Here is a 12,388-nt window from a genome sequence, read left to right on the forward strand (position 1 = left end):
ATGGGCAGCGTCACCACCCGCAGCATGACGGTGCGGCCGCTGGCCATCGACGGCGCCCACCTGGTCTCGTCGCGTTCCTTCGGCGATGCCCGCGGCGACTTCTTCGAGGTCTACCGCGAGGACGTGCTCACGGAGGCACTCGGCTACCGGCCGCGGTTCCTGCAGACGAACGTCTCGACGTCGTGCCGCAACGTCGTCCGCGGCGTGCACGGGGCGGCGACCCCGCCCGGCCTGGCCAAGTTCGTGACGTGCCTGCGGGGTTCGCTGCTCGACTTCGTCGTCGACGTGCGGATCGGGTCCCCGACGTTCGGCCGGTGGGACATGATCGTGCTCAACGCCCACGGCGGGACCGCGGTGTACGTGGAGGAGGGTCTCGGCCACGCGTTCGTGTCGCTCGAGGACGACACGTGCGTCCAGTACCTGCTGTCGGACCTCTACCGGCCGGCGGAGGTGCTCACCGTGCAGCCGCTGGACCCGGAGATCGGCCTGCCGCTGAACCTGCCGGGCGAGCCGATCCTGTCGGAGCGCGACGCGGCGGCGCCGACGTTGCGGGAGGCGGGGGAGCTGGGGTTGCTGCCGCGGTACGAGGAGTGCCTGTCCCTGCGGGCGGCGCGCGTCCGGCTGACCGAGGCGGCTGCGGCTTCCTGAATCGTGGATGGCAGAAGGCCCGGGACCGAAAAGGTCCCGGGCCTTCTGCCGTGAACCCGTCATCCCACGCGGGACAGGGCCGAACGCAGCGTCTCGCCGAGGAAGTCCAGATCGCCGTCCGTCGCGTTGAGCGGCGGCGCCACCAGCAGCCCCTCGCCCGTGCGGTCCGGCCGGAACCCGACGTACGGGTACAGCAGCAGGCCTTCGGCCCGGGTGATCCGCATGACCTCCCCGACCGTCCCCGGCGCCAGCTCGATGCCGTGGAAGTACCCGAGCCCCCGCACGTCCGTCACCACGGACTGGCCCCGCACGGCGTCGGCCACCAGCCGGCCGAGGGCCGCGCCGCGTACCTCGTCGCGGTCCAGTGCCCCCAGGTCGTCCAGGACCGACAGCACCGCGAGCCCGGCCCGGCCCTGCAGCGGCGTCGCCGACATCGTGCCCATCAGCGGCAGCCACTTGCCGCTCGCCGTGATGTCCTCGGCCAGGTGCGGGGAGATCATCGTGGCGGCCAGCGGGACGTACCCCGCGCCCAGTCCCTTCGACAGCGTGACGATGTCCGCCGCCGAGCCGGGGGTGTGGTGCGAGGCCAGCGGGAGCCCGGTGCGGCCCAGCCCGGTCAGGACTTCGTCGTGGATGACCAGGACGCCGAACTCGTCACAGACCTCGCGGAGCGCGCGCAGGTAGCCCGGCGGCGGCACGTACCCGCCGCCCGTCGTGCCGTTGACCGGTTCCATGAGCACCGCGGCCACGCTCTCCGGGCCGGCCGCGACGATCGCGTCGCGCACCGCCCGCACGCACTCGACGCGGCAGGCGGGGTACGGGCAGCCGAGGTGCTGGCCGGGGTACGGCGGGTTGAACGCGGGGGCGAGGCCGAAGCTGTCGTCCTCGTGCGGCCGCCGGGAGCGGTGGCCCGACAGCGCGAGCACGAACGCGCTGTTGCCGTGGTAGCCCAGCGTCGACGTCAGGATCCGGTGCCGTCCCTCTTCGCCGCGGGCCCGCTGCACCAGCCGGGCCAGGGCGATGGCGGACTCCGTGGCGTGCGTGCCGGTCGGCGTGAACATCACCCGGTCGTCGGGCCGGTGCACCGCCCGCGCGGTGGCCGTGGCCAGCTGCTCCATCAGCTCGGGCGCGAACGTGCCGGGGCTGGCGTAGGTGCAGATCCCGACCTGGTCCCGCAGGGCCTCGACCACCACGGGGTGCGCGTGGCCGATGTTCACGTTGACGATCCCGCTGGCGCCGTCGAGGTACCGCTTGCCGTCGGCGGCGTACACCCACGAGCCGGCGGCGTGGCTGTAGGGGATCGGGGGGATCTGCAGCCGCGCCGCCAGCAGCTGGGACGGCGCTTCCTGCACGGTCATCGTCACGATCTGGTTCCTCCTGGCCTCAGCTGGCGTAGCGCTTCGCTCGGGTGCGGATGTCGTCGACGAGCACGGCCTGCCGCAGCACGTCGTCGTTGTCGGGAAGCCGTCCCGAGCGGACGGCCGCCGCGAACGCGGCCAGGGTGTTCGCCACCTGGTCGTCGGGCGGCAGCGCGATTTCCTCGGCGCCCGAACGGCGTTCCAGGCGCAGCACCGGGACGTGGCCGGCGGGTGGGGTGAAGGCGTGGTCGAGCACGAGCCGCCCTTCGCTGCCCCACAGCTCGTAGGAGGACCGGTAGGCGTGGTCGATCCCGAAGGTCGCGGACGCGCTCACGCCGTCGGCCGTGCACAGCAACGCCTGCCCGGCGGACTCGACCGGGTGGCCGTGGCGCCGGGTGAGCACTGCCGCGACGACGTCGACTTCGCTGCCCAGGAAAGTCATCGCCGCGCGCACCGGGTAGACGCCGGTGTCCAGCAGAGCGCCGCCGCCGAGGTCGGCGCGGTGGCGGATGTCGCCGGGCGGGCGCGGCGGCACGGCGAACGCGGCGTGGAACGCGCGCAGCTCGCCGATGGCACCGTCGGCCAGCAGTTTCCGGACCGCCACGTGCTGGCTGTGGTGGAGGAACATGACGTTCTCCATGAGCACGAGCCCGGCCGCGCGGGCCGCGGCGATCAGCTCACGGGTGCGGGACGCGCTGGTGGTCAACGGTTTCTCGGCGAGCACGTGCTTTCCGGCGGCCAGCGCGCGGTCGATCCAGCCGGCGTGCTCGGCGTTCGGCAACGGGAGGTAGACGGCGTCGACGTCGTCGAGGTCCAGCAGCGCCGAATAGCCCTCGATCGCGCGGCAGCCGTGCGCGCGCGCGATTTCCGCGGCTTTGCCGGCGTCGCGGCTGGCGATCGCCGCGATTGCCGTGCCCGGCAGCGACGCCATGGCGGGCAGCACCTTTCGCACGGCGATGCTCGCGCAGCCCATGATCCCGATGCGCAGTGGGGCCACGGGTTCTCCTTACGCCGGCACGGTTCGCCGCCCACGCTAGGACACCCGCGACCGGCCGGGCATCCCTCGTCCTGATAGCGATCGCCGACCGGGAAACGGGCCGGACAAATGATCAGATGATTGGTACTTTGCCGTCATGGCCACTGGGAGGAAGCCGTTCCGGTTCGGGGTCGATCTCATCACGCCCGTGCCGCGCCGCGCTTGGGTCGAAAAGTGCCGCAAGGCCGAGGATCTCGGCTACGACGTCGTCGGGGTGGGCGACCACCTGGGGATGCCGGCCCCGTTTCCGGCGCTGGTGCTGGCCGCGGAGAACACCGAACGCGTCCGGCTCAAGACATTCGTGCTCAACGCCGGTTTCTACAATCCCGTGCTGCTCGCGCGGGACGTCACCGGCACCGACCAGTGCACCGGCGGCCGGTTCGAACTCGGCCTCGGTGCGGGATACGTGAAAGCCGAGTTCGACGCCGCCGGAATTCCCTTTCCGACGGCCCGGCAACGGCTCGACCACCTCGAACGGACGATCGAGCAGCTCAAGCGGAGCTACGCCGACCCGGCGCACCAGCCGCGGCCGGCGCAGCCGTCCGGCCCGCCGCTGCTGCTGGGCGGGCGCGGCAACGGCCTGCTCGCACTGGCCGCCCGGTACGCGGACGCCATCGCGTTCATCGGCGCCACCGCCTCGCACAAGATGCTGCTGGCCGACGCCGCCGAGCTCACCGAACGCGTCGGCTTCGCCAAGGCCGCGCTCGGGGCCCGGGCGCCGGAGGTCGAGCTGAACGTCTTCGCCCACTGCGTCGACGTCACCGCCGATCGCCGGGCCGGCCTGGAAGCGGTGCACCGGCGGATGCCGGAGCGCACGGTCGAGCAGCTCGCCGCCCTGCCGACCGTGCTCGTCGGCACCGCCGCGCAGATCGCCGACCAGCTCGAAACCCACCGGGAGCGGTACGGGTTCAGCTACTTCACCGTGCTGGAGCACAACCTCGAAGCACTCGCCCCGGTCATCGATCTCCTGCACGGGAAGTAGGGGAAAGCCGAAGGGAGCCGCCATGAAGTTCTCGACCTTCCACCTCTTCCACCAGTTCGCCGGGATGAGCGCGCCGGAGGTGTACGGCTACCACGTCGAGCTGGTCGAGCTCCTGGAGGAACTCGGCTTCGACGGCGTGTGGCTCGCCGAACACCACTTCCACGACTTCGGCACCGTGCCCAACACGCTCACCATGCTCGCCCACCTGGCCGGCCGCACCGAACGGCTGCGGCTCGGCACCGGCATCGTCGTGCTGCCGCTGCGCAACCCGATCCACGTGGCCGAGGAGGCGGCCATGGTCGACCTGCTGTCCGGCGGCCGGCTCGAGCTCGGCGTCGGCCGCGGCTACCAGAGCATCGAGTTCGAGAACTTCGGGCTCGACCTCGCCGAATCCCGCGACCGGTTCGACGAGTGCCTCGACGTGCTGCTCGGCCTGTACACCACGGAGGGGTTCGAGTACCGGGGCCGGTTCCACGAGACCACCCACCCGCTGACGCTGTGGCCGAAACCCGTGCAGCGGCCGCACCCGCCGCTGCACGTGGCCGCCATCAGCCCGGAGACCGTGCGGAAGTACGCCGCCCGCGGCCTCCCGATCCTCGCCGACCCGGCCGCGCCCTTCGCGCGGATCGCCGAAGCCGCGCAGACGTGGCACAAGACGGCCGCCGCGCACGGCGTCGACACCGACGTCGAGCTCGTCGCCAGCCGGGTCGTGTACGTGGCGGAGTCCAACGAACGGGCCCGCGAGGAGCAGGCCCGCTTCGAGGCGGCGTTCGACCGCACGCGCGTCTTCCTGGCGGGCAACGCGCCGATCGACCTGAAGACCGGCGGCGCGGCGAAGAGCTACGAGTACCACCTGGAACGCCTGAAGGACCTCTCGGCCGAGCCCGACTTCGCGTGGAACCAGCTCGAGGTGATCGGCGACCCCGAGCGCGTCATCGGCCAGATCAAGTCCATTGAGGACATGGGCTACGGCAACCTGTTGTGCGACTTCGGCTCCACCCGGCGGCTCCCGCTCGAGGAGATGAAGAAGCTGCTGAGGTTCTTCGCCGCCGAAGTCATGCCCGCGTTCCGCTGACCACGCGGTTCCTATCAGTTCGGGGGATGTCCGGCCCACCGTGCCCGGCCTAGGCTCGCCGCAGCCGAGGAAGGGAGTGACGTGGTCCACAGCGCGATTCACGAAGACACGGCGCGGGACGGGCGCTCCGACGCCGTGGCCGACGACGCGGTCATGTCCATGGCGGACTTCCACTCCTGGTTCAACGCCCGGGCCCGCGCGAACAGCTTCCGGGTGGACCGGATCCCGTTCGCGGACCTGTCCGGCTGGGACTTCGAGCCCGACACGGGCAACCTCGTGCACGCCAGCGGCCGGTTCTTCTCGGTCGAGGGCCTGCGCGTGCGGACCGACCGGCCCTGGGTGAGCGAGTGGGCCCAGCCGATCATCGTGCAGCCGGAGATCGGCGTGCTCGGCATCCTCGTCAAGCGGTTCGACGGCGTCCCGCACTGCCTGATGCAGGCGAAGATGGAGCCGGGCAACATCAACGGGCTGCAGATCTCGCCGACCGTGCAGGCCACCCGCAGCAACTACATGAAGGTCCACGGCGGCGCGGCCACCAAGTACATGGAGTACTTCCGGCCCGGCTCCCGCGGCCGCGTCCTGTTCGACGGGCTGCAGTCCGAGCAGGGGTCGTGGTTCCTGCACAAGCGCAACCGCAACATCGTGGTCGAGACCGACGACGACGTCCCGCTGGACGAGGACTTCTGCTGGCTGACGCTCGACCAGATCCGGCGGCTGCTGCGGCTGGACCACATGGTGAACATGGACTCCCGGACGGTCCTCGCGTGCGTCCCGCCCGCCCTCGCGCGGCCGGACGCCCGGATCGACGGCGACGGCTCGTTCGTCGCGGCGGTCCACCGCTCGCTGTCCGGCCGCGGCCGGGCCGTCCACGACCCGGGCCACGTCCTCAGCTGGCTCACCGAGGTGCGCGCCCGCCAGGAGCTGGTGCAGCGCCGGGTGCCGCTCAAGGAGATCGCCGAGGACGGCTGGCGGCTCGGCCACGAGGTCATCGATCACCAGGACGGCAAGTACTTCGACGTCGTCGCCGTGTCCGTGGAGGCCAGCAACCGCGAGGTGAGCTCGTGGACGCAGCCGCTGGTGGCGCCCCGGCAGTCCGGCCTGCTCGTGTTGCTGGTCAAGCGGATCGGCGGCACGCTGCACGCACTGGTGCAGGCCCGCAGCGACGCGGGCACGCTCAACATCGCCGAGCTGACGGCGACCGTGCACTGCCAGCCCGGCAACTACGCCGACGCGCCGGCGGAGCACCGCCCGCCGTACCTGGACTACGCGCTCGCGGCGCCCCCCGGCCGTGTCCGGCTCGACGTCGTGCACTCCGAGGAAGGCGGCCGGTTCTACCACGCCCAGAACCGCTACCTGGTGATCGAGGTCGAGGACGACTTCGCCCCCGAGCCCGACGACCGCTTCCTCTGGACGACGCTCGGCCAGCTGATGTCCCTGCTGTCGCACAGCAACTACCTGACGGTGGAGCTGCGCAGCCTGATGGCCGGCCTGCGCAGCTTCTGACGCTCCGGGTCAGCCGGTCGGGACCGCCGCACGCAGGCGGTCCCGCAGGTCGGCCACCAGGGTGTCGAGGTCGCCCGGGCCGGCCGTGCCGTAGACGTGGTAGTCCGGCCGCACCAGCATCGAGGTCGCCCCGAAGCGGGCCAGGAACGGCCGGTAGACACCGTCGACGTCCACCTCGTCGTCCAGCCGGACGACGTGCGTCCCCAGCTCGGCGAGGAACTCCGAGCCGTGCGACTCGGTCGTCAGCAGTACGAAACCCCGGCCGACGACGTCGTCGAAGAGCCCGGTGGTCCCGCCCACCTGCACCCGGCCCTGCGGCACGACCACGCCCGCTCCGGGGCTTTCGTGCAGCAGCCCGCCGGTGAGCGGCTTGGCCGGTTCCGGACGGCCCGCCGGCTTGCCGCGGCGGTTGGCCAGCACGGTCGCGTCCCGCTCGGCGGCGGCCGCCGGGTCCGTCACGCAGATCACCCGGCCGAGCTGGACCGACGCGAGGATGGCCTCCCGCGCCTGCTCCCGCCGCTCGTCGCCGTAACTGTCCACAAGGGACTCGGACGCCAGGCCGCGGAGCGTCAGGTCGAGCTTCCACGCCAGGTTGGTGACGTCGCGGATGCCGGAGCACATGCCCTGCCCGGCGAACGGCGGCATCAGGTGCGCTGCGTCGCCGGCGAGCAGGACGTGCCCGACCCGCCACCGGTCGGCCCAGCGGGCCTGGAAGATGTAGGTGGTGCTGCGCAGGAGCGTCGCCGTTTCGGGGGTGACGCCGTAGGGCGCCATCAGCCGCCACGCCGTCTCGTCGGAGTTCAGCTCGGCCGCGTTTTCGCCCGGCAGCCGCATGAACTCCCAGCGACGGCGGCCGGGCCCGCTGCCCACCAGCGTCGTGGGCCGGGCCGGGTCGCAGATCTGCACGTTCGTCGGCACGAACTCGCGCTGCTCGTTCAGCTGGACGTCGCACAGCAGCCACTCGTACGAAAAGCCGAGGTCGGTCACCGGAACGTCGAGGTGCTCGCGCACGAAGCTGTTGGCGCCGTCGCAGCCGACGACCCACCGCGCCGAGAGCGTCCGCGTCACGTCGTCGGCGTCGGCGGCGGTCACCTGGACGACCTCCCCGTCCGCGATGGCCACGACCTCGTGCCCGCGCAGCACGGTGATCTCCGGCAGTTCCGCCGCCCGGGCCGCGATCAGCTCCTCGAGGGCCGGCTGGTGCATGGTGTTCGCGTCCGGCCAGCCGTACGGCCCTTCAGTGGTGAAGGCGATGTCCAGCAGGGTCTGCCCGTCGGCGGTCTGCCACTGGTAGCCGTTGGCCGGCGCGGTGATCCGCCCGAGGTCCGGGCCGATGCCGGTGGCGGCCAGCAGCCGGGCCGTCTCGCCGTCGAAGCTGGTCGCCCGCGGCAGCTTGTACGGCTTCGGCCGGCGCTCCAGCACGGTCACCCGCCAGCCGCGCTGGGCCAGCAGCACCGAGAGAGTGGCGCCGATCGGGCCGTTGCCGACGATGACGACGTCCGTGTCCGTCAAAGGAACCTCACAGGGTCAGGCGGGCCAGCTGTTCGCGCAGGCAGTCCATGCGCCGCGGCACCGAAGGGTCGCCCTCGGGCCAGCCCAGGTCGAGGCCGATCCGGCCGCCGAAGCTGCTCAGCACGTAGCCGCCGAGCGCGGTGGTCTCCCGCATCCGGGACGCCGAGTGCAGGTTGGTCAGCCGCAGGCCGTCCGGGGTGCGCAGCGGCGGGGCGACGCCCCAGTTCATGATGCTGACGACGGCGAGGGCGAGCTTCGGGTCCCACGGCTTCGCGGCGGCGGGCCGCGCGAACATGTCCAGGATGCTGCGCTGCACCGAGCCGTCGGCCAGGCCGGCGCGCAGCTGCTCGCCGATGGCCCGGCCGATCGCGACGGCGTCGTGCGCGAGGCCGCCGGTGACCTTGAACCCGACGCCGCCGAGCACGTTCGTGCCCTCGGTCGCGCCGACCGGCGGCGTCAGCCTGCTGCGCAGGTTGACCGAGTACCGGTAGATCAGGTCGGTCAGCGGCATGTCGCGGATCTCGGCCTCGGCCAGCAGGACCGCGGCCGACACGAGGCCGTTGATCGTCACCTTTTCGCGGTGGCCGAGGTTCGCCAGTGCCGTCGTCTCGGCTTCGGTCAGCCGGAGCTGGACCACGGGGCGGATGACGGGATCCGGCGGGTCGGCCGGTGCCGGTGGCGCCGCACCGCTGCCGAGGATGCCGCGCTCGGAGAGGAGGTCTTCCAGGGACCGCGGGTACGGGTGCCGGCCCAGGTCGAGCGGCACGCCGTGGACGACGTCGGTGTAGCAGGACCACAGCGCCGAGAGGATCGCCATGGCGTGGTGGGCGTCGGCGACGCTGTGCTGGATCGCCAGGCAGACGCCGGCTTCGTCGCCGTCCCGGACGACGTTGAGCGCGCTCAGGGACCGGCTCTGGTCGAGGTCGAGCCCGGCCAGTGGCCGGGAAGGATCGCCGTCGGCGAACCGGATCTCCGGCCGTGCTGTGGCGTCTTCGGACTCGGTGAGCACCGCGCCGTCGGGCGTGAACTCGACCCGGGCCGAGAGCTGCGGGTAGGCGCGTGAGACCGCGTCGAACGCGGTGGTCAGCGCGTCGGGATCGAGCCGGCCCTCGGCGCGCACGGTGTAGCCGATGTAGGCCTCTTTGACGGCGTGGATGCTCTCGCTGGGCGCCAGCGCCCGCCGGACGGCGGCCCGCGTCACGGCCTGCCTCCCGTGAGCGCGGCGCCGGCCAGCTTCTCCGTGATCGCCTCGATCATCGGCGCGGCCTGGTCGACCAGGAAGAAGTGCCCACCCGGCAGCACGCGCAGGTCGGACGGCCCGGTCGTGTGCTCCGCCCAGGCGCGAGCCTCGGCGACGGACACCCGCGGATCGCGGTCGCCGGTGAACACCGTGATGGGGCAGTCCAGCCGCCGTCCGGGCTCGTGCCGGTACCTCTCGACCGCGCGGTAGTCGGCGCGGATCGCGGGCAGGACCATGGCGAGCAGCTCGGGATCGGCGAGCATGGCGGCGTCGGACCCGCCCAGCGTCCGCAGCTCGGCCACCAGCCGCTCGTCCGAGGCGCCGCGCACGTCGTCGTCGCGATAGCGCGAAGGCGCCCGCCGCCCGGACGCGAACAGGTGCGCCGGCGCGGCGGGCAGCCGCAACGCCAGTTCGTAGCCGACGATCGCGCCCATGCTGTGCCCGAACAACGCCAGCGGCCGGTCGTCGAAGGGACGCAGCACCTCCAGGAGCCGGCTCGTCAGCCCGCCGATGCTGTCGACGGGCGGCTCGTGGCGCCGGTCCTGACGGCCCGGGTACTGGACCGCCAGGACCTCCACCGCGGGAGCGAGGGCCTTGGCGAGCGGGAAGAAGAAGCTGGCCGAGCCGCCGGCATGCGGCAGGCACACGAGCCGCGCTCGCGCGTCCGGAGCCCGCTCGAACCGGCGTAACCACTTCTCGGCGTCTGGTCGGTGCACGGCGAATCGCCTTTCGGGCTAAGCGAGTTTCAGGGGGAGTGTCTTGGTCCGGGTGAACGCCGGCCGCAGGATCCACGGGATCTCCTCGCGCGGCACGGCCAGCGCGAGGTCCGGGAACCGGGTGAACAGCCCGTGCAGCGCCACCTCGGCCTCCTGGTAGGCGAGGTGCTGGCCGAGGCAGCGGTGGATGCCCTTGCCGAAGGACAGGTGCATCTCGTTGGCGACGCTCAGCCGGTCGACGATCAGCTTGTCCGGCTCGTCGAACTTGCGCGGGTCGGTGTTGGCGGCCAGCAGCAGCGGCGCGACCGGCGTCCCCCGCGGGATCGTGACGCCGCCGAGTTCGACGTCCTCCGACGGGAAGCGGGCCTGCGTGAACTGGAGCGGGCCGAGGCGCTGCAGCTCGCGCACGGCCTGCGCCCACAGCGCCGGCTCGGCCTTGAGCCGGGCGAGCTGGTCGGGGTGCTCCAGCAGGAAGAGCACGGAGTTCCCGATCAGGTACGTCGTCGTCTGGTGCCCGGCGGTGACGAGGCTGAACAGGATGCCGACGATCTCGTCGTCGGACACCCGGCCCGGGTCCTCGGCCTGCGCCTGCACCAGGGCGGTGACCAGGTCGTCCTGCGGCTCGACGCGGCGGCGGGCCATCAGCTCGCGGGAGAGGGCGATGCACTTGCGCAGCGCGGGCGGGATCTTCGGGCCGTCCATCGTCGCCATCGCGTTGCCCCAGGCGTGCCAGGCCGCGCGGTCGGGCTCGTCGATGCCGACCAGCTCGCAGATGACCGTGACCGGCAGCGGGAAGCAGAACTCCTCGACGATGTCGACCGGCGAGCCGTCCTTGCCCAGCTCCGCCATGTGGTCGAGCAGGTCCGCGGTGATCTTCTCGACGCGCGGCCGCAGCGCGTTGACGCGGCGCGCGGTCAGCGCGTACGAGACCAGCTTGCGCAGCCGCGTGTGGTCCTCGCCGTCGGCGGTGTTGAGCTTGTTGGCCATCCACGGGATGAGGTCTTCGGGGAAGTTCATCGCCTTGAAGACGCCGTCGCGGATGTCCGCCAGCGGCGAGTCCGCCGGCGGGTTGGTGAGGAAGCGCGGATCGGTGAGGACGGTGAGCACGTCCTCGTAGCGGGTGGCCAGCCACATGTCCGGCCCGCCCATCATGGTGCCGAGGTTCAGCGTCCCGGTGTGCGGCAACGGTTCCTCGCGCAGGCGCGCGTACCAGCCGAACGGGTCGGCGACCACTTCCGGGGAGAACAGGTCGACCGGCTCGGCCGACGGCTTGGCGGTGGCGGTCATGGCCATCCCTTCCGTTCGCGTGAGGCGTGCCCGGGTCGGACGGTAGGGAAGCGGCAGCCCGCGGGGCATCCCCCAACCTGGCAGTGCTCGCCTCGGCGTCCTATGTGGACGATGGGTGCGCTATCAGAACGAGGGATGCCGTGACCTGCCGTGTCTCCCATAGCCTGCGGTGAACGATGCCGAGACGATGCTGAGGGGTACTGGTGACGAAGCCGACTCCGAACGAGATTGGTAAGGGCTACGACGCTTTCGCGGACCTGCTCGACCAGCTCTGGGGTGAGAACCTGCACCACGGGTACTGGGACGACGAATCCGCGACGCTCGAAGAAGCCACCACGCGCCTCACCGACAAGCTGACGGCGATGCTGCGGCTGCACGCGGGCGACCGCCTGCTGGACATCGGCTGCGGCAACGGTGAGCCCGCCATCCGGATGGCCGTGGCCAACGACGTCATGGTCACCGGCATCTCCATCAGCGAGAAGCAGGTGGAGCGGGCGAACGACCGCGCCTACAAGGCCGACGTCGACGACCGGGTCGTCTTCGAGTACGCCGACGCGATGGAGCTGCCGTACGAGGACGGCTCGTTCGACGTCGTCTGGGCGCTGGAGTCGCTGCACCACATGCCGGACCGCTGGCACGTGATCCGCCAGGCGGCCCGGGTGCTGCGGCCGGGCGGGCGCCTGGCGCTCGGCGACTTCCTGCTCGTGCCGAGCCCCGCCGGGCTGGCAGCCGACGCCGAGCGCGTCCGCGAGGTCGGCAAGGGCGTGGTGTCGGTCGTCTCGCTCGACGAGTACCACGCCCACCTGCGCGAAGCCGGCCTCGAGCCGGAGCACGGCGAAGACGTCAGCACCTACACCCGGCCGTCGTGGACCAAGGCGGCGGAGCGGTTCGAACAGCTGCGGGAACAGGCCCTGCAGCACATCGAGGCCGCACAGTTCGAGGTCACGCTCGGCCGGTTCCGCGCGTTCAGCGAGGAACCGTCGCTGGGCTACGTCCTGCTGACCGCGCGCAAGCCCGACTGAGGGAAGCCC

11 protein-coding genes are annotated in these 12,388 nt (G+C 72.0%); 5 read left to right on the forward strand and 6 right to left on the reverse strand.

What is annotated here, in order from left to right:
• Positions 1 to 648: a dTDP-4-dehydrorhamnose 3,5-epimerase family protein gene (locus BLW76_RS01430; RefSeq protein WP_244170004.1), complete on the forward strand. Its 648-nt coding sequence runs from the start codon at positions 1 to 3 to the stop codon at positions 646 to 648.
• A gap of 59 nt (positions 649 to 707) precedes the next feature.
• On the opposite strand, the gene BLW76_RS01435 is transcribed toward BLW76_RS01430, so the two are convergent.
• Positions 708 to 2,006 carry an aminotransferase family protein gene (locus tag BLW76_RS01435; protein WP_167384428.1) on the reverse strand — a complete coding sequence of 433 codons (1,299 nt, stop codon included), beginning with the start codon at positions 2,004 to 2,006 and terminating at the stop codon, positions 708 to 710.
• Between the two features lie 25 nt (positions 2,007 to 2,031).
• Positions 2,032 to 3,003 carry a Gfo/Idh/MocA family protein gene (locus tag BLW76_RS01440; RefSeq protein WP_091304026.1) on the reverse strand — a complete coding sequence of 324 codons (972 nt, stop codon included), beginning with the start codon at positions 3,001 to 3,003 and terminating at the stop codon, positions 2,032 to 2,034.
• A gap of 136 nt (positions 3,004 to 3,139) precedes the next feature.
• Here BLW76_RS01440 and BLW76_RS01445 point away from each other — a divergent pair, with 136 nt between their 5' ends.
• The 3 genes from BLW76_RS01445 (at position 3,140) to BLW76_RS01455 (ending at position 6,602) form a co-directional block, all read left to right on the forward strand.
• A complete protein-coding gene (locus tag BLW76_RS01445; protein WP_091304027.1) occupies positions 3,140 to 4,024 on the forward strand; it encodes a TIGR03621 family F420-dependent LLM class oxidoreductase in 885 nt (294 codons plus the stop codon).
• A 22-nt stretch (positions 4,025 to 4,046) separates the two neighbouring features.
• Positions 4,047 to 5,099, forward strand: a complete 1,053-nt coding sequence (locus BLW76_RS01450; RefSeq protein WP_091304028.1) for an LLM class flavin-dependent oxidoreductase — start codon at positions 4,047 to 4,049, stop codon at positions 5,097 to 5,099.
• A gap of 81 nt (positions 5,100 to 5,180) precedes the next feature.
• On the forward strand, positions 5,181 to 6,602 hold the full coding sequence (locus tag BLW76_RS01455) for an NDP-hexose 2,3-dehydratase family protein (protein WP_091304029.1): 1,422 nt from the start codon (positions 5,181 to 5,183) through the stop codon (positions 6,600 to 6,602).
• Between the two features lie 9 nt (positions 6,603 to 6,611).
• Here BLW76_RS01455 and mhpA read toward each other — a convergent pair whose 3' ends face one another.
• Genes mhpA through BLW76_RS01475 form a run of 4 tightly spaced genes read right to left on the reverse strand, consistent with a single transcriptional unit; the run spans position 6,612 to position 11,363 of the window.
• Entirely contained in the window at positions 6,612 to 8,114 is a 1,503-nt protein-coding gene (gene mhpA / locus BLW76_RS01460) for a bifunctional 3-(3-hydroxy-phenyl)propionate/3-hydroxycinnamic acid hydroxylase MhpA (RefSeq protein ID WP_091304030.1), read from the reverse strand.
• A 7-nt stretch (positions 8,115 to 8,121) separates the two neighbouring features.
• Positions 8,122 to 9,315 carry a phthiocerol/phthiodiolone dimycocerosyl transferase family protein gene (locus BLW76_RS01465; protein WP_091304031.1) on the reverse strand — a complete coding sequence of 398 codons (1,194 nt, stop codon included), beginning with the start codon at positions 9,313 to 9,315 and terminating at the stop codon, positions 8,122 to 8,124.
• Positions 9,312 to 10,070 (reverse strand): thioesterase II family protein, encoded by a 759-nt coding sequence (locus BLW76_RS01470; RefSeq protein ID WP_091304032.1) that lies wholly within the window; start codon positions 10,068 to 10,070, stop codon positions 9,312 to 9,314. The genes BLW76_RS01465 and BLW76_RS01470 overlap by 4 nt, the downstream gene beginning before the upstream one ends.
• 18 nt (positions 10,071 to 10,088) lie before the next feature.
• Positions 10,089 to 11,363, reverse strand: coding sequence for a cytochrome P450 (locus BLW76_RS01475; RefSeq protein WP_091304033.1), 1,275 nt, complete (start codon positions 11,361 to 11,363; stop codon positions 10,089 to 10,091).
• A gap of 197 nt (positions 11,364 to 11,560) precedes the next feature.
• On the opposite strand from BLW76_RS01475, the gene BLW76_RS01480 reads away from it, so the two are divergent.
• Positions 11,561 to 12,379, forward strand: a complete 819-nt coding sequence (locus tag BLW76_RS01480; protein WP_091304034.1) for a 27-O-demethylrifamycin SV methyltransferase — start codon at positions 11,561 to 11,563, stop codon at positions 12,377 to 12,379.
• Positions 12,380 to 12,388: the final 9 nt, after the last annotated feature.

The sequence above is a fragment of the Amycolatopsis tolypomycina genome (assembly GCF_900105945.1).
Lineage (GTDB): Bacteria > Actinomycetota > Actinomycetes > Mycobacteriales > Pseudonocardiaceae > Amycolatopsis > Amycolatopsis tolypomycina.

What these genes read in the sequence shown, in the direction of transcription:
- BLW76_RS01430 (WP_244170004.1), top strand. Translation starts at nt 1, where the DNA reads ATGGGCAGCGTCACCACCCGCAGCATGACGGTGCGGCCGCTGGCCATC.
- BLW76_RS01435 (WP_167384428.1), bottom strand. Translation starts at nt 2,006, where the DNA reads ATGACCGTGCAGGAAGCGCCGTCCCAGCTGCTGGCGGCGCGGCTGCAG.
- BLW76_RS01445 (WP_091304027.1), top strand. Translation starts at nt 3,140, where the DNA reads ATGGCCACTGGGAGGAAGCCGTTCCGGTTCGGGGTCGATCTCATCACG.
- BLW76_RS01450 (WP_091304028.1), top strand. Translation starts at nt 4,047, where the DNA reads ATGAAGTTCTCGACCTTCCACCTCTTCCACCAGTTCGCCGGGATGAGC.
- BLW76_RS01475 (WP_091304033.1), bottom strand. Translation starts at nt 11,363, where the DNA reads ATGGCCATGACCGCCACCGCCAAGCCGTCGGCCGAGCCGGTCGACCTG.